The organism is Bradyrhizobium sp. B120 (assembly GCF_049075665.1).
GTDB lineage: Bacteria > Pseudomonadota > Alphaproteobacteria > Rhizobiales > Xanthobacteraceae > Bradyrhizobium.
The window spans coordinates 6260334-6277606 of the sequence record NZ_CP185242.1 but is presented as its reverse complement, the minus strand read 5'-3'; the positions used below and the strand labels follow the sequence as shown (position 1 = coordinate 6277606).

Annotated in this window: 12 protein-coding genes and 4 pseudogenes; 8 read left to right on the top strand and 8 right to left on the bottom strand. The window is 60.5% G+C overall.

Annotation, left to right across the window (positions count from 1 at the left end):
* Positions 1–706: 706 nt before the first annotated feature.
* Positions 707–2209, top strand: a complete 1503-nt coding sequence (locus ACOIX3_RS29170) for a porin (protein WP_420971818.1) — start codon at positions 707–709, stop codon at positions 2207–2209.
* Between the two features lie 443 nt (positions 2210–2652).
* Here ACOIX3_RS29170 and ACOIX3_RS29165 read toward each other — a convergent pair whose 3' ends face one another.
* Complete coding sequence (locus ACOIX3_RS29165; RefSeq protein ID WP_420965420.1) at positions 2653–2877, bottom strand: hypothetical protein; 225 nt, start codon at positions 2875–2877, stop codon at positions 2653–2655.
* 387 nt (positions 2878–3264) lie between these two features.
* Between ACOIX3_RS29165 and ACOIX3_RS29160 the strand changes: the two are divergent.
* A pseudogene (locus ACOIX3_RS29160) lies at positions 3265–3600 on the top strand (ISNCY family transposase); the annotation flags it as partial.
* Between the two features lie 1115 nt (positions 3601–4715).
* Here ACOIX3_RS29160 and ACOIX3_RS29155 read toward each other — a convergent pair.
* The 6 genes from ACOIX3_RS29155 to ACOIX3_RS29130 all read right to left on the bottom strand — a co-directional run bounded on the left by ACOIX3_RS29155 (position 4716) and on the right by ACOIX3_RS29130 (position 10752).
* Positions 4716–5987 carry an extracellular solute-binding protein gene (locus ACOIX3_RS29155; RefSeq protein ID WP_420965419.1) on the bottom strand — a complete coding sequence of 424 codons (1272 nt, stop codon included), beginning with the start codon at positions 5985–5987 and terminating at the stop codon, positions 4716–4718.
* Positions 5988–6180: 193 nt separating this feature from the next.
* Positions 6181–6939, bottom strand: a complete 759-nt coding sequence (gene phnF / locus ACOIX3_RS29150; protein WP_420965418.1) for a phosphonate metabolism transcriptional regulator PhnF — start codon at positions 6937–6939, stop codon at positions 6181–6183.
* A gap of 70 nt (positions 6940–7009) precedes the next feature.
* Positions 7010–7795 (bottom strand): glycerophosphodiester phosphodiesterase, encoded by a 786-nt coding sequence (locus tag ACOIX3_RS29145; protein ID WP_420965417.1) that lies wholly within the window; start codon positions 7793–7795, stop codon positions 7010–7012.
* A gap of 28 nt (positions 7796–7823) precedes the next feature.
* A complete protein-coding gene (locus tag ACOIX3_RS29140; RefSeq protein ID WP_420965416.1) occupies positions 7824–8654 on the bottom strand; it encodes a carbohydrate ABC transporter permease in 831 nt (276 codons plus the stop codon).
* Entirely contained in the window at positions 8651–9535 is an 885-nt protein-coding gene (locus ACOIX3_RS29135) for a carbohydrate ABC transporter permease (RefSeq protein WP_420965415.1), read from the bottom strand. Before ACOIX3_RS29135 ends, ACOIX3_RS29140 begins: the two co-directional genes overlap by 4 nt.
* Before the next feature lie 38 nt (positions 9536–9573).
* A complete protein-coding gene (locus tag ACOIX3_RS29130) occupies positions 9574–10752 on the bottom strand; it encodes an ABC transporter ATP-binding protein (RefSeq protein WP_420965414.1) in 1179 nt (392 codons plus the stop codon).
* A gap of 339 nt (positions 10753–11091) precedes the next feature.
* On the opposite strand from ACOIX3_RS29130, the pseudogene ACOIX3_RS29125 reads away from it, so the two are divergent.
* Positions 11092–11841: pseudogene (locus tag ACOIX3_RS29125) on the top strand (IS630 family transposase); the annotation flags it as partial.
* Positions 11842–12073: 232 nt separating this feature from the next.
* Here ACOIX3_RS29125 and ACOIX3_RS29120 read toward each other — a convergent pair.
* A pseudogene (locus ACOIX3_RS29120) lies at positions 12074–12270 on the bottom strand (IS630 family transposase); the annotation flags it as partial.
* Between the two features lie 101 nt (positions 12271–12371).
* Between ACOIX3_RS29120 and ACOIX3_RS29115 the strand changes: the two are divergent.
* The 5 genes and pseudogenes from ACOIX3_RS29115 to ACOIX3_RS29095 all read left to right on the top strand — a co-directional run bounded on the left by ACOIX3_RS29115 (position 12372) and on the right by ACOIX3_RS29095 (position 17185).
* Positions 12372–12794: a transposase gene (locus ACOIX3_RS29115; protein WP_420965413.1), complete on the top strand. Its 423-nt coding sequence runs from the start codon at positions 12372–12374 to the stop codon at positions 12792–12794.
* Positions 12795–12851: 57 nt separating this feature from the next.
* Positions 12852–13214 carry an IS66 family transposase gene (locus tag ACOIX3_RS29110; RefSeq protein WP_420965412.1) on the top strand — a complete coding sequence of 121 codons (363 nt, stop codon included), beginning with the start codon at positions 12852–12854 and terminating at the stop codon, positions 13212–13214.
* A gap of 76 nt (positions 13215–13290) precedes the next feature.
* A pseudogene (locus ACOIX3_RS29105) lies at positions 13291–13969 on the top strand (IS110 family transposase); the annotation flags it as partial.
* A gap of 557 nt (positions 13970–14526) precedes the next feature.
* Positions 14527–15801 carry an extracellular solute-binding protein gene (locus ACOIX3_RS29100; RefSeq protein ID WP_420965411.1) on the top strand — a complete coding sequence of 425 codons (1275 nt, stop codon included), beginning with the start codon at positions 14527–14529 and terminating at the stop codon, positions 15799–15801.
* A gap of 310 nt (positions 15802–16111) precedes the next feature.
* Complete coding sequence (locus tag ACOIX3_RS29095; RefSeq protein ID WP_420965410.1) at positions 16112–17185, top strand: hypothetical protein; 1074 nt, start codon at positions 16112–16114, stop codon at positions 17183–17185.
* The last annotated feature ends 88 nt before the right edge of the window (positions 17186–17273 follow it).

The following is a 17273-nucleotide window of genomic DNA, read 5'->3' as shown; positions in this document are numbered from 1 at the left end:
CTTCACGTCGCTTTCTCCGGCGAGCCTTGAGCGTGACAAGTGCTCAGCGGACTCTTCTTGACGGGACAAACCACTCAGGAGCGAAATCTCTTCAGAGCTTGCGAAGTCGAAGTGCCGGATCTCACCCGGGATCCACAGCTCGCATCCGTCGATCTTCCGTTTTGATATGCGAAGCAACTTTGTTGTCCTCAAGTATCACCGATTTGAGCGGCGGATTCGCGTGATCCTCTCTCGCAGCTTGTGAACAGCAGAGGCGGTGGGACCAGCCGTGTCGCCTAAAAGGTACATATTTCAAATTCGTCCGTAAAATGTCAGTTCCGCTTCAGCGAAATGACGTCGGCGCATCAGACGTTGGGCTCATCTTCGTAGTCAGAGGCGCTAATCGAACCCGTCAACTCGACGTATACCCGCAGATGTGTGGTCGATCCTGCGAGACATCCTCGTGGCGTTGGCCAAGCGCTTCGGCATCTCAGTCTCGTTCAACTGGGATGCTGACGAAAACAAGCTGTCAATGCTTGTGTGCTTTTGAATGGAGACTTAAGTGCTAAAAGAAGTAATCGGGTTCATCTCGAACGAGAAGGCGGATCACGCCTCCCGGCTCGGTCGCGCGGAGCGGTCGAACTCAGGCGCTAGATTGGCCGATGTTCAGCCGTCCTCTGTCCTGATTGGAGCAATTTATGATGAGAGTGCGCGCTACGGGAGGGCGATTTGGGAGGTCGTACTGACGTCAGCGGCAAGCTTCATCGCCCTGGGTGCAGCACAAGCAGCTGACCTTCCGGTCAAGGCGAAGCCGATCGAGTACGTGAAGGTCTGCACGCCGTATGGTGCTGGATTCTACTACATCCCAGGCACCGATACCTGTATCAAACTCGGGGGGTACGCGCGTGCTGAGGTAGCCCTAGCCACGAACACGATCTCGCCAAGTCGTGTGAACGGCGTGGGCGGTGCTAACAACCGCCTGAGCAACTATTACAGCACACGTGCCCGCGAAGCCCTTAGCATCGATACGCGCACCACGACTGAGTACGGCGGACTTCGAACCTACTTCGAGGGCGCGTTTACCTGGACTGCGGGTGGTTACACCGGTGTCGGCGCGGGTCTCACTGGTGGCGCCACGACGTACTCCGGTGATTCTGTCGCAGGCGGCACACTCGGTGTGTTCTACGCATTCATCCAGTTCGCTGGATTCACGATGGGTAAGGCGACCTCACCTTTCTCCACGCCGTGGGCCGAGTATCCTGCGAATCTTACCGAACTGCCAGGCAGCGGCGCTTGGGATCCCGTGAACCAATTCACGTATACAGCCGACTTCGGTCAGGGCATTACGGCTTCGTTCTCTGCCCAAGATCAGGTCGCCAATTACACGACCAACATCTGGAACGTGAGCGACACGACGGCCGCTGGTCTCGCCACCGGTGTGTACGGTGCCAACGACATCGGCGGTTCGCGAGCCCCAGACCTCGTCGCGATGTTACGCGTTGACCAGGCATGGGGCCTCTTTCAGGCGTCGGCCGCCGCTCATGACAACCATGCCGCATACTATGGTGCCACCGAAGTGACCGATCATCCGGGCGACAAGTGGGGCTGGGCTGGTCAACTCGCATTGTCGGTCAAGAACATCCCGACCGGTCCGGGCGACACGATCAACGTGACAGGCGTGTATACGAATGGCGCAAGCCGCTACAACTTCCAAGACTATCTGCCGACCAGTTTCGCAATGTACGGTGGTACAGGCATGGCGGGTGCTTACCAAAGTCTCGGCATTGGCGGTGTGTCTGATTCTGTGTTCGTGACCGGTGCAGGCCAGGAGCTTACCACGACTTATGGCTTCAATGGTGGCTACACCCACAACTGGGATCCACACTGGAACACCAGCGTCTACGGTGCATGGGCTGCTGTGCGCTATAACAGCACAGCCAAGGGCTATATCTGCGGCGCATTCGTGACTACCTTCGCGCTCTCGATTGGCCTCACTGGCTGTAACCCCGACTTCAACTACGCGATTGTTGGCACTCGCACGATCTGGACCCCGGTTCAGAACCTAAGCTTCCACGCCGAGTTAGCGTACACTATGCTCGACCAGAAGTACGGGAGCGGAAGCACTGTAACGCTGCCGCCGCAGTCAGGCGTCGCGAAGCCGGGTGCAGTCTATCAGCTGAAGGACCAGAGCGGGCTGAGCATGCTCCTGCGCGTTCAGCGAAGTTGGTGAACTCTCCTGTCATCTAACCGAAGCATAGGACAAGCTGTGCCCTTTGACAAAGCCACAAAAGTCCGGAGGCAGCCTTTGCCAGTAGGCTGCGCCGTGCTGCTCACCTCTCCGAGGAAGCCTCCAACATATCTGTTGGAGGCCTTTTTGGTGTGACTCTGAAATTTCGAACACGTTCCCAACCATTTGCTGTACGAGTGCCGATCGCTCGCTGATTATAGCGCGGCAATCTGGGTTCTCTCAGCCTGTTTGGGTTCTTCCGCATGTTTGGTGCAGCATGAGCGATCGGGGTTGGATAGGTTGCCCGGTCGTTCTCAGGCAGCCAGGAGGACGCGTCGACGCAATAACGGATAGCTTGCGTGGCCATACATTTGTCGTTTGATGGCTTTGATCCTGCTGATCTGGCCTTCGACCGGACTGGTTGTCCGGAAGGTAGTTATTGCCGCTCAGACCGCATCGATGTCGCGCGCGATGCCGTTGGCGAAGCTCTTGAGCTCGCTGTTGCCTGCTTGCGTGATCCCTTCATCGAGCTCGGCAATGTCGCTACCACTGAGAAGGGACACAAACCGCTTCGCCAACTCGGCCGCCGTGGCGAGTTCGGGAGCTTGCGCAAATAGATGGCCGAGGAACAGCCTGGCTTCAGCATCGATCTGATCGGGATCCTGGCTCAAGTACCAAGCACAGCGACGACGCGTGGGAGCTTTCCAGGTCAGGTGTGGTTGTGCTGCTCCTCCCGCGTCTGCATGTGCACGCCCGTCAGCGGCCTATCGCGCGACGGTCACCCGACTTCCTGCGGATTCCGACGAAGTCGCCCAGGCGTACCGATATGAAGTCGCCCGTGGATTCCGAGACGATGTCGCCCACCTCTCCGATTTGATCTCGCCCAGCGGCGAGGCGTTCTGGCCGGCTGGTTCTCTGGCATCGGTCAAGCCGCGTGGTCAATCTGGAATCGCAACTTGAACCTGCTTTTCTTCTTCTGCTGTTGCTGTGGGCATGTGGGCAACGCGATTGCGTTGTCCAAGCGCAGCGGCATGTCCGCGCACGGCAAGATCCGACAGGAGGGCGGGCGCCAACGCCGTCGGCCGGTGGCAAGCACGTTGCGACGGTCATCCCGGTACGGACGTCGGCCGACTGGGAGGATCCGGTGCCGGGCTTTGTCGAAGCCGATTTGGTTGCCCACAGCGGACCCTCGGCGCGCGGCAGTTTTATCCAGACGCTGGTGCTTACGGATATTGCCACCGGTTGGACGGAGTGTGCGCCGCTGCTGGTGCGCGAGCAAACGCTCCTGAGCACTTCGGCGACAGCTGCAGTTTTCGCTCCAGGGCATCGATACCGACAATGATTCTGTGTTCATAAACGAAACGCTGAGAGCGTATTGTCGGACACATAGTCTGTCTCGCTGAAAGCGCGGAGGGCCTGATCACGCGATACGAGGTGCTGAAAGGCAATCCGTCCGACGAGGTTGACGTGGCATCTTCCCTCCAGCGCCACAGGCAAGCCTTTGGCCGTACCCCGCAGCTGTAGGGCTCGGATCGTGGCTTCTTCAGCGAGCAGAACCTGGGCTCGTGCAAGCACGCCGGCGTCAAGGTGGTCTGCATCCGCAGCGTGGCGGCAAGAGAACGAGACGACGTGAAGCGTACGAGAAGAGCGCGGTCTTCAAGAACGGTCAGCGCTTTCGCGACGGCATTGAGGCATCTCGGTGCAGTTCCGGGGCCGCGGCATGAAGCGCTGTCTCGCCGAGGGACGCGACCGCTTTGAATTGTGGGGTCGGTGCCGCTGTGCTTGCCAACAATCTCATGAGGATCGCGGCAATGCTGATGGCGCGATCGTCGCGCAGGCGAAAAGCTGCTTGATAGACCCGTGCGCCTGCGCCGGTCACTCAAAGTGGCCACGGCTCAGCGCATCTCAAGCTGACGGCCGGCGCGCAATACCTGAAACCAACCCAAAAATCATCTTGTCTAGAGCTTGCGGTCCCGGCGCTCTCCCTCATTTTGTGCCCAATCTATCGGCATAACTTGGATCGGCGCCCCCCAATACGGGCGTTTCGCGACAGAAACTAGAGTAGGCCTCGAATGGTGGCTGCGGCCGTTCCCACGAGCGCGAGATGCGAAACGCCTTCCGGATATTTAAGAGTATGAGTGAGGGCGACCCATGCCCCCGAACGAAAAGCCAACCACCGCAACCGGCTGGTCGCCAGCGACAAGCTTTCGTACCGTCTCCAGATCCTCGACTAATTGATCGAAGGTGATGAGTACCGCCGGTTCTGACCGGCGCGTACCCACGTTGGTCATAGGCGACAACGCGAAAGCGGTCGGCGAGCGGAAGGAAAGGCGCGAAATCCAGCCGGTGATCCGACGAGCCCCTCCCGCCGTGGACTACGATGATTGCCCGGGCGGTATCCTCGCCGGCCAAGGCACACAGCAGACGGGCACCGTTTACCTGGAGATGGTCATATCTAACGCTCGTCATGCGTAGTCTTGCCTGATACGCTCCGGCGCAATGACGCGCCTCAGTTTGTCCCCTTGCATGGTGGCAACAAGGCGCTGACCGCGGCGGCAAGTTTCGGCATGATCTCTCCGGCACCGGACTTGCCGGTGACGATCGCGTCGACATGGTTCTGTATGACGGAAGAGATTTTCAGCCCATTCCGGCCCGGCCACATATACCAGTTGGTCAGTTTGCCCATTTGGGCGAGGGCCGTCGCCTGATTTGGGTGGCTCTTGTAGAAAGACCCGAGCAGCGCCGGATCGTCTACCGCGCGCTGGCTGACCGGAACATAGCCGGTATTCTGGGCCATCATGGTCTGGGCTGCCGGACCAGTGGCAAACTTGACGTATTCCCAAGCCGCCTCCTGCTTCTCTGGATGGGGCGTGGTAACAACGAGCATGGTCCCGCCCGCGGGCAGATTGCCGTCGGCCGACGTTACCGGAAACGGCAGGGTTCGATATTCAAAGGCCGTTTTGATCTGCGCCTCGTTGCGCACCGTCGAGGCGCCGGATGCAGCGGAAATCCCGATCGTTCCGGAGGAGAAGGCCTGCAGAACCTGCTGCCATGACATCGCCTGCATGCCTTTGTCATGAAACAGTTGCAGGGTTTCGAGCGCCCATCGCCCCTCGGAACTGTCGAAGCCGATCCCGCAGCCGTTCGGCGCGTCCATTCGCCCGCCGGCGCCGCCAATAAGGCCCTGGAGTGTCCAGTTGCCCCAGGAATCGTATTGGAAGGTGAAGCCAGTCAGCTTGGGATCGAGCGACGATATTTTCTGCCCGAGTTCGGCGATCGCGTTCCAGTTGGAGGGGAAAGCTTCGATTGACCCGCCGGCTCGACGTACGAGATCTGCATTCACGTGCAACACTGGGAGCGAGATCGCGAAGGGGACGCCGTACTGACGGCCTGCAACCGCGCCGAGCCGCAGGATTGACGGATAATAGCCGAGCGTCGGCGATCCGCCATGATCATGAACGAAGCGGTCTAGCGGCACGGCGAGGCCACGCTCCGCAAGCAAGCCGACGTGATTCATGCCAATGAACGCGATGTCAGGTGCTCCGCCGGTAAGCCGGGACTTCAGCAGTTCATTGACGACGTCGTCGTATGTTGCGAGCGGCGCGCGCAGGTGGATGCGGACGCCCGGATGCTCGGCCTCGAAGCGCCTCGCGATTTCCTCCTGCGTCGTCTTGTAGCTACTTGGCAATGCATAAGAAACTTCAAGCGCCGTCTCGGCGTGAGAGGCGGCCGGGCCAAGCAGAGTCAAGATAGCGGCACCGATGCAGGCAGTCTTTGTCATACAACATCTCCGGGGAAAACGTGCAGGGACGGATGTTTCATTCTGGAAGCAACGGCGCGTATTCTGGCCGCGAAGATGAGCTCGACTCATCTGATGCGCAGATGTCGATTCGCTGAAGCAGAACTGACACTTTAGGGACGAGTTTGACATACGCACCTTTCGCAACACGCCGCCGCCCCAGCGCCTCAGTTGATCACTCGCTAAAACGAATGACCAATTCCATGTGTTGTGGGGCCACTCGGGTCCTGGAGACCACGATGGGAATGCCCTCGACGTCCACATTGATGTTGGTGATCATGATCACCGGTTGTCGGCGCGGCAGGCCGAGCAGAAGGGAATCGGCTTGCGAGAGTGGACCAGCGGAAATCCGTGCCTCAAAGCGCTGATATTCGAGGATGCCGAAGTGTTTCCAGGATTCAGTGAAACTACCGGTCCCCTCAATGAACGCCTCGATCCCCTCAAACCGAGGCAGCGGGAAATAGCTCGATGCAACCCAGGTAGCGATTCCGTCGATCACACTCAATGTGTCGACCCTGCGCGCGAACTGGCCCTGGGGCAGGCGAAGATCGCGCGCCAAGTCTTTGTCGGGGCGGACCCGCACCGACCGGACGAAGCGACGCTCGCCGACCCGGTCTAGGTCACGCAGGGACGTGGTCAGGCGGGTGTTAGGGCCCAATCGGTGGCGGACGATGCGTTCCTTGACGAAGGTACCGCGACCCTGCTCGATCCGCACATAATCGCGCTCTTTGAGCACTGCGAAGGCGCGGCGCACGGTGTTGCGGTGAACGCCGAAGATCGCCGCCAGCTCAGTTTCGGTGGGCAAGCGTTCGCCCGGCTTGTACGTCCCGCCGATAATGTCCCTGCGGATCGACTCGACGACGATCCGCCACAGCGAGGTCGCGCCGCGCCTAGCATAGAGGGAAGATGGTCGATCCTGGTCGTGCGCGATCATCGTCGATCTCGGGCCTGCAGCATATTGGGATTCTGCGCCAAGAACCTGGCGAGATCCAGCCCTCCGCACATCAAACCGGAGCACGGTCCGATGCAAGCCCTGGATTCCTGGCAAGGTCGGGCCGGTCGGTGATAACGGCATCAATTCCAAGGCGCGCGATCGCGACGAGCGCTTCGATGTCAGTCGCGGTCTGGAAGCTCGATCGCGGCGAGGCGACCGCAATGGTCCCAAGACCGGCGCGGCGAATGGCATTGATAGTAGGGTGTTCATAATCCGCGGGCAGGACGCGGATCCAACGGGCGTCAAGCGAAACGGCGAGATCGAGCCCTGCCCCACCATCGGGAAAGAAGACACCGATGGTCGCCTGCGCCGATCGGCGCCGGATCGCCTTCGCGATCTCCGCCGTATAGGCGGTGAAGAGGATGCGGTCGATTGCGCCAAGTGTTTCGCACCGTCCGACGTAGATGTCCACTTCGGCGGCGGTGGCGTGTTTCAAATCGACAATGACCGGTTGACCGTGGGTCATCTCCAGAAAGTCGTTGAAGCCAAGCAGCGCCGGAAAGAGCCGCCGCGCCGCTTGGATATCGAGCTCCTTGATCGCATCGGGAAAGCCAGCGACCCGCAGCAGGTGGTCATCGTGCAGGCACACGATGGTCCCGTCAGCGGTCAGTTGCACGTCGGTCTCCACTCCATCGGCGCCTGACGCCAAGGCGTGGCGGAAAGACGCGGCCGTGTTCTCTAGTACGTATTCCGGCGCCCCCCTGTGACCGATAATCCGAAACGTACCCAATTCGGGCGGCGCTGCCCAAAAAGCGCCAGCAGGCGTTCCGCCCGATTTCAATAATGCGCCAACCATTGCCTAGTCCTTTCCGAAATAGCCACATTCACTTGACCGCTCCCCCTGTCATTCCCTCGACGAACCACTTCTGGGCCACGAGGAAGGCGACGATGAGGGGGAAGACGACGATTGTAGCGGCGGCCATAAGGGGACCGTAGTCATTACCGGCCTCCTCGTTGGCGAAAGCCATGATCCCGAGTGGCGGCGGCATCAGGCTCTCTGAGCGCACTGCGATCTGCGGCCAGAAGAGGTCGTTCCAGTGGCCGACAACGGAGAAGATCGAGAATGCTATTACCGCTGGCAAGGCCATCGGTACCATTACCTTCCAGACGATGGCCAGTTCCGAAAGTCCATCAAGACGGGCGGCATGGACCACGTCGTCGGGAATGGCCTTGAACACCTGGCGGAAGAGGAAGATGCCAAACGGCGAGACCAAATAAGGAAAGATCAACGCCGCATAGGTGTTGAGGATGCCGAGCTCGTAGCCGAAGATGAACAGCGGCAGCGACAACACTTGGTGCGGAAGGAGGAGGCAAATCAGAACGATACCGAAAATGAGGTCGCGGCCGGGAAAGCGCAGCTTGGCGAGAGCATACGCGCAGGGGGCGCACGTTAGGATCTGCAACGCCAGAATCGCGGCACAGACCAAGACGCCGTTTCCCAAGTAGCGCGGCAGCGGCGAGGAGGTTAGCGCCTTGCCGTAATTCTGGACGGCGTACCATTGCTCGGGGAGCAACGAGAAGTGTTCGCGGAAGATCTCGCCTGGCGGCTTCAGCGACAGGCTAACCATCCAGATGAAGGGGACCAGGATGAGGGCAGACGTAATCAGCAAAACGGCGTGCCGTACGATTGCGGTGGGAAACGAGAGGCGGTTCATTGATAGTGCACCCTCTTGTCCATGATGCGGGCTTGAATGAGCGTCAACGCTACAACGACGAGAAGGAAGACTACAGCAACGGCGGCCCCGTAGCCGGTGCGCAGATATTCGAAGCTCTCGCGGTAGAGGGTGTAGAGCAGCACCTCGGAGGCGTGGCCCGGACCGCCCTGAGTCAGAACTTTGATGGTGTCGAAGGCCTGGAGGGCACGAAGCGCCACGACGATCACGACGAACATTGAGACCGGACTGAGCATCGGAAGAGTGACCGTGCGGAAACGGTCGAGCAAGAGATCGGCGCCGTCGATTTCGGCAGCGTCATAGAGGTCGCGGGGGATCGACTTTAGCCCTGCGAGAAAGAGGACCATAGCGAAGCCGAGGTTCTGCCAGATCCCAATGACCGCGAGCACCGGCAAGGCCGTTGCCTCGTCACGCAGCCAGTTGGCAGTCGGCAACCCCATCGCAGAGAAGGTCTGGTTGACGAGCCCGATGGTCGGATGGAGCAGGGCTTCCCACGCGATCGCCATAGCGGCCAGCGTCGCCATGAAGGGTAGGAAGTGAACGGCGCGGTAGAGGGTACGTAGCGATCGCCCACTCTCGATCAGCAGCGCGATGGCAAGGCCGAGCATTACGGTACAGGGTACGACGATGAGAATATAGAGGATGGTGTTGAATAGTGAGGCGCGAAATCCCTGGTCGGCGAAGACCTCGCGGAAGTTCGCAATTCCGATAAATGCGAACGTGCGCGCGCCGAACTGCCAATCGGTCAGTGCGATGACGAAGACAGCGATCACAGGCGCAAAGAATAGCCCGAAAAGAAGCAGGATCGCCGGGCCGGCGAGCGCATAGGCCGCGATGCCGTCGACGAGGCGAAGCCGGCGCAAGTCCTGAGCGGGGCGCGGCGGGGTGGAACCGACTACATTCACAGGGCGAATTGCCGGATGGGGGTGACTTTGCACGTCTCCGCCAATCCGGTCGGTCTGAGTCTCTTGCCGTCGACGCCAAAGACCAGAATGCGGTCGGGGTTCACGCGCAAATGTAGCCTTTGGCCGAGCGCGATGTGAGGCGCCCGCTCTGCTGCGAGCCGGGCGACAACCGGATGATCTCGGCCGGGCAGGTCAAGGTGCACGAAAAGATCGGAGCCCATGTGCTCCACGAGCCGGACTGCCCCGGTCAGAGCATTGGCGCCGCCGCACTCTGAGAGGTGGAAGGCCTCCGGGCGGATGCCGAGTGCGAGCGCCGTCCCAGGCTGCGCATCGGAAACAAGCTGGAAGCTGGTGCCGACAGCGTCAACTGAGTCCTGCTCGCGCACTACCGTCTCGAGAAGGTTGATCTTGGGGCTTCCGACGAATTCGGCGACACGGCGATCATCGGGGTCGGCATAGATCTCTTGGGGTGGGGCGACCTGGATAAACTCGCCGTCGAGCATCACCGCAACGCGATCAGAGAGCGTCATCGCCTCGGCCTGGTCGTGTGTGACGTAGACGAAGGTGACGCCTAGGCGGCGGTGGAGGTCCTTGAGCTCGGCGCGCATCTGGCTTCGGAGCTCGGCGTCAAGATTACTAAGCGGTTCGTCCATTAGGAAGACGGCCGGATGGCGGACCATAGCACGGCCCACGGCGACGCGTTGGCGCTGCCCGCCGGAAAGCTGCCCGGGTTTTCGGGAAAGCAGATGGCCGATGCCGAGCGCTTTCGCGGTGCGGCCGACTTCCGCCTCGATCTCGGCCGACAAGCGCCGGGTACCCGGCAAGACCCATCCCAGCATCGGCAACCTCTGCCAAGCATTCAATTGCCGCATCCGGAGCGGCAGGGCCATGTTGGCGGCAACCGTCATGTGGGGATAAAGCGCATAGGACTGGAACACCATGGCCACATCGCGCAACTTCGGCCGTACGCCATCGACCAAGCGCTCGCCGATCTTAACCGACCCGCCATCTTGGACTTCCAACCCTGCCAAGATCCTTAGAAGCGTCGACTTACCGCACCCCGACGGCCCCAGCAGGGTCACGAACTCCCCACCCTTGATCGCAAGGGAAACACCCCGAAGCACGGGCGTTTGGCCAAAAGATTTGGTGATCTGATGAAGGTGGATGTCGCTCATGTGCCAACGTCTTCCTCGAAGCCCGGCCCTCCATCCTGGTGCGCGTTAGCTGAGGGACCTCGCCCTCCCTACCGAGTCTCGATGAAGCCGCGCTGACAGAACGGGTATGACCCTGCCAGTCATACCATTGTTGAGGACATTGGCGAATAGAGCGTCGCTCTCTCGGATTTGCGCGGAGGGCTCGCGACAATAATCCGCCGCATTCGTTCATTTCAGCACGCCCAGCATTGCATCCGGGGCGGGCCTGCTCGCTGCCGATCATTCGAAGATGCCAGACTAGTCATCTGGAATGCAAGTTCGTCACATAAAGAGCGCTGGGACCTCTGAAGGAGAGCGCTTGTGGCGAATGCAGGTATAAGAGGCCGGCCGATTGCGCCGTTGGTGCTGAGTCAGCAGGAGCGGACGTACTCGGAGAGGCAAGTTCGTAGTCATCGTGTTGCCCGGTTGCTATCTGAGCGATGCCGCGCGATCCTGCGATGCGCGGATGGATTGCCAAGCAAGTCTGTGGCTGCCGAGCTCGGCCTCCACGAACACACCGTTGGTAAGTGGCGCCGCCGATTTTTGAAGGATCGCTGTGATGGCCTGCTTGACGAAGCCCGCCCTGGCCGTCCTCGAACCATCAACGACGATCAGGTTGCTGAGGTAATCGAGCGGACATGGCTGCGGAAACCGGCTTATCCCATACCACGATCCGCCGAATGTGGTCGGCGTTCGGCTTGCAGCCGCACCGTAGTCAGACGTTCAAGTTGTCGAGCGATCCACTGTTCGTCGACAAGGCACGCGATATTGTCGGCCTTCACCTATCCCCACCGAACCGAGCCCTGGTCCTCAGCATCGATGAGTAAAGCCAGATTCAGGCACTTGACCGCGAGCAACCGGGTCTCGCCGATGATGCCTGGCGTGCCAGAACGGCGTACGCATAGCTATGTGCGGCATGGCAGAACCTCGCTGTTTGCCGCGCTCGATGTCGCCTCCGGGTTCGTCATCGGAAAATGTTACAAGCGCCACCGAGCTGTCTCCTTCTTGGAGTTTTTAAAAAGAGATCGATGCTCAAGTTCCTGAAGGCCTCGATATCATATCGTCATGGATATGTGTGGACGCACCCCGTTGGTGCAAGAAGAATCTTTCGAAGAGTGCGGAGCGTGGTCGGGTGCTGACATGTGTCCGGCCTCTTGTTGCGGCTGTCACATGCCGCTGGCCCGTATGGGAGTTCGCGGAACGGGTCCAATTCAACTTCGCGTGCTCGAGGCGCGTATCCATGATCTGGTTTTCCCATTCCTGTCGGGTGACCTTCTCACACTCTCACGGTCCCTGTCGCGAACTACAAAGTCGGTTGGGCTTTGTGACCGAAGCGTTTGACAGAAGCCAAAATCTGGTCTGCGGACTTGGTCCATTTGAAGGGCTTCGGGTTTCTGTTGTGCGGGTCGATGAAGGTGCGGATGTCGGTTTCGAACTGTCTGACGGAGGCCGGCGGGCGAGCCACGCTTTGATCTTCGGTGTCTTGTGGGTGGCGTAGTTGATGGGGTTGACGCCCCTCACGGTAAGCGCTTAGCCGAAACCCTTGCTTCGGGATCTGGATAGCTGTGCGAAGAAGCCTCCGGCTTGGACGGAGGTTCGGGATGGGATTGGACAGCAAAAAGGACGTCCATTTGGACGGCTCATCGGCAGGGTCGGTGAGCCGGCTGGAGGTTCTTGAAGGGCCGTCGGGGCGCCGTGTGCGTTCGGAAGCTGAGAGAACTCGGATCGTCGCCGAGAGCCTGTTACCTGGTGCCGAGATGTCCGAGGTAGCGCGCAAGTACGGAGCTACGCGCTGGCAGATCTACGACTGGCGACGGCGCTTTCGACAGCGAGGCCTGTTGCCGGCGTGCGAGGCGTCGCAGCCGACATTCGCGCCGCTGGTGGTGGGAGGTGCGTTGGAGGAGCATCAGGCTCCGGCAATAAAGCTTGAGATCGCGATCGGTGATATCGTGCTGCGGACGGATACGGCCATTGATGCCGAGCAACTGTCCCGGCTGATCCGCGTGCTGCGAGCATCACGATGATTGCGGCCGGTGCTGATCTGAAGATTTACGTTGCAACGCGGCCGATCGACTTCCGCAGTGGCCGACGACCATACGCCATTTTACCGTCAGGCCGAGATCTATGCGCGCCAGGGAATCCGGCTTGATCGGGCGACACTGGGCAACTGGTCCGGCCGCGCCTGCTTCCATCTTCAACCGATCGCGGACCACATGCGCCGCCGCCTGGCCATGGCGGATCGCCTGTTCATGGACGAAACCACGGTGCCGGTACTCGATCCCGGGCGCGGCCAAACAAAGAAAGGCTACTTCTGGGCGGTTGTCTCCGATGACCGCGGCCACAGCGGCCCAAGTCCGCCGATCGTGCTGTTCCGATATGCCCCCGGTCGCAGCGGTGCCTTCGCTGAGAAGTTCCTGGATGGCTTCAGCGGACGCTTCCTGTAATGCGATGCCTATGAGGGTTATGACCGACTGACCGAAGTTGCTCGACTGCAAGGGTCATGGACGCTCGTGCATTGCCGCCGATGCGGAAGCAATCTGCGAAGCCGCCCAGCGGCCGACGATGCGTTTCGTGGCGGTGAAGAGCGAGGAGCAACAGGCCGCGGCCATCTGACCGAATTTGGGGTGGTAGCGGCGCAAGGTCCCTCCCATGTTGCCAAACTCGTTTCCGCGATCATCGGCCATGATACGGACATTCCTGAGTTGGCTAGACCGATCCTACGGCTGCTCGTCGAGCAGTGCGATTCCTGAACGAGAAGGTGGCGCTGTTCGACCGAGAACTCGCCCGGCGTGCCAAGGAAGATGCCGAAGCGAAGCGGCTAGTGACGATCCCAGGAATTGGGCCGATCACGGCTACGGTGCTCGTTGCCCTGGCGCCGACAGCCCAGGCCTTCAAGAGGGGACGCGACTTTGAGGCATGGCTGGGGCTTACCCCGCTGCAGCGCCTCCACCGGAGGCAAGCAGAAGCTCGGCAAGACGTCACGTATGGGCGAACGAACCCTGCGACGACTGCTGATCATCGGCGCGAGCGCGGCCGTGCGCTGGGCAATGCGCAAAGGCTGGATCCTTGGCTTGCGCGCATGCTTGCCCTCAAGCCGCCCATGCTGGTGATCGTCGCCCTCGCTAACAAGATGGCGCGCATCGTCTGGGCATTGATGGCGAGAGGCGGAACCTATCGGGCTCCGGCTGCGGCGAAGTAGTTCGCGGCAGGGACCGTGAGAGTGTGAGAAGGTCAACCGGAGAGTATGGTGCACGGTCACGAGACAGGAATCGAGTCAGTCAAAGCTGAATCGAGGACTCTACGCTGCTCGACCGGGACACGATCACCGGTGCTGATTGAGGGGGCGCACGTATGACTAAAGCGAGCGCGCCACCAGCGCCACCGACGGACCCTGACTCATAACTCTCGGCAACCAGCCGCTGCTTCGCTTTGAGCGTATAAAACTTGCGTCGGCGTGTCGGGCGCCATCTCGCCTCGATAATCTCGGGCAGCCCTTCCATCCAACGCGATCGTTTCCATTAAGCCCCGCTCGTGGACACGATCTTCAGCGTCCGGAGCCCGACCTCCGCTTCTCCTGATGACCTCCCCCCGAATATTTGTTCGTCTGAAAGGTACGTTTGTCAAATTCATCCGAAAACTGTCAGTTCCTTTTCAATGAACCGACATCGGCGCATCAAATACGGAACGTTATCTTCGGAGGAGAAGTCCCAGCTTGGGCCTACAGAATGTCACGCATTTGCCTTGGAGATATAGCCTATGACAAAGACTGGCTGCGTCGGCGCCATAATGGTGACTCTGCTATGCTCGCCCGCCGCGAATGCTGAGCCGGTGCTCACCGTTTCTTATTCACTGCCGAGCAACTTCAAACCCGCGCTGGAGGAAATCGCCAGGCGCTTTGAGGCCGAGCATCCCGACGTCCGCATCAAGATGCGCGCGCCGCTGGCAAGCTTTGACGACGTGGTCAACGACCTCCTCAAATCCAAGCTCACGGGCGGGGCACCCGATATCGCCTTCGTCGGCTTGAGCCACGCGGGCCTCGTCGCCGAACGCGGCCTCGCCGTGCCGTTGGACCAGTTAGTTCAGAAGGAGGGCGGGTGGTCGAAACTTGGCTATTACTCGTCGATCCTGTCACTTGGCGCCGTCGCCGGCCGGCAGTACGGTGTGCCCTTCGGGCTGGCCGTCCCAGTGCTGCATGTGAATGTCGATCTCGTGCGCCGCGCCGGCGGGTCCATGGATAACTTCCCCTCCGACTGGAACGGGATCGCCGACCTCGGGCAGAAAATCTCCGCCCTCGACTCCAAGCTGGCGGGCTTCACCTTCCAGTACGACGCGTACAGCAACTGGACGCTCCAAGCCCTCATTCGCGGGGCCGGTGGACGAATGGAGGCGCCGCATGGCTGCGGCATCGGCTTTGACAGTCCAGAGGGACGGTGGGCGCTCGAAACCCTCCAGCTGTTTCATGACAAAGGAATGCCGGCGATGTCATGGCAGCAGGTTCTGCAGGCCTTCTCCTCCGGAACGATCGGTATATCCGCCGCTTCCAGCGCCTCGATTTCGCGCCTCGAGACGCAGATCAAAACGGCCTTTGAATATCGAACCCTGCCGTTTCCGATGACGTCAGCCGATGGCAAGCTGCCCGCCGGCGGGCACATGGTCATCGTCTCCACGTCCGATCCGGAGAAGGAGCAAGCGGCTTGGGACTACGTCAAGTTTGCCACCGGTCCGGCAGCCCAGACCATCATGGTCCAGAATAGCGGCTTGCTCCCGATCAGCCAGCGCGCAGCCGAGGATCCGGCATTGCTCGGGTCTTTCTACAAAAGCCATCCCAATCAGGCGGTAGCCCTTGGCCAGATGAGCAGGCTGACTGACTGGTACATGTGGCCTGGTCCCAACGGGCTGAAGATCACTTCGGTCATCCAGGACCACGTGGACACGATCGTGACCGGCAAGGCTTCGGCCCGAGAGACCATTCCGAAGCTTGCCGCCGCCGTCTCTGCCATGTTGCCGCCCTGCAAGGCGGCGGCGAACTGAGCGCGAGCGGCGTGCCCACGTGCGGTCGGTATGGGCACCCACGCGCAGAGCGATTCGGTGTCCCAGTCTCGATCAAGTGGAGCGCCGAACTGAAGGAATCGCGATCTGGTTTGCGTACGACGCAGAGTTCAGTGCCAAAAGGAACGATCAGACTAGCATTACCCAAGTTGCCCGGCCCGGGTCATCCAGTACGCGATGGATCGCGACTGGCGCTTTTTCGTAGTCATCCTCAGTTACGCCGGCCCCACCCCGACCGGCTTTTGCCGCGAGCGAGGTCGCCTGCAACCTCAAACAATGGAGTTGGGTCCGAATGTTGGCTCCTCTTACCACCCAGATCGTCGGGAGCTACGCCAAGCCCGAATGGCTCGTCAACCGCGATAAGAGCTTCAATCTGGACGGCAGCGCTTGGCGGATTGCTCCGCCGCATCTCGACGCCGCCCGTCGGGACGCGGCGCTGCTGGCAATCTACGAGCAGGAGCGCGCGGGACTTGACCTTCTCACGGACGGGGAGGCTCTGCGCCCCGCCTATGACCGGTATTTCTATTCCAGGCTCAAGGGGGTTGACGCTGATACGCTTGGTATTCGTAAGACAAACAACGAGGAGGCCGTCTCGCCGCCGCGTCGGGACCGCGCTGAACAATTGGAGCGCGTCCGCAGCGAGGTTCCGCGAATCGTCGGACCGGTCGAATGGCCTGGGCCGCTCAGCGTCGACGAACTGATTTTCGCCAAGCGCCACACCAAAAAGCCTGTCAAGGTGACGGTCATCGGTCCTCTCACTTCCTACGCCAAGATGATCGACGACTACTATCACGACGAGGAAAAGGCGATCTCCGCGCTCGCTGACGCCTTGAACGCCGAGCTGCGCGCCCTCGACTCAGCCGGCGCAGACCTGCTTCAAATCGATGAGCCGTCCTTGACCTCCAGTTTCAGCCGGTGCCGTCGGTTTGGTGCCGCCGCCATCGAACGGGTCACCGCTGGCCTGCGTGCGCCCGTGGCCATCCACGTCTGTTACGGCTATGCCTATTTCCACGAGACGAAGACGCCCAACGAAAGTTACGCCGATGTTCTGCAACTGATCGCTAGCTGCGCCCGGGTGGACGCCATCAGCATCGAATACGAGCAGCCCGGGCACCAGCCCGACCTTCTCCGCCATTGCGGGGCCAAGCACGTGATCCTCGGGCTTCTCAACCTCGGCACGGAAGCGGTCGAAACCCCGGAACACATCGCCCGTCGCCTGGATGCGGCCGCTAGGGTTGTGCCGCCAGATCGGCTCCATCCCGCCTCCGATTGCGGCATGTGGCATCTGGCGCGAGAGGCCGCGTTCGGCAAGATCAGTTCTTTGGTGAAGGGCACCGAAATCTTCCGCCAGAAGCACCGAATCTGACCGCAGAGAAGGGATCGAAGGATTTATCGAACGGACCGGGAGTTTCACCGAATCTTGGAAACACTTCGGCGTCCTCGACTATCGTCAG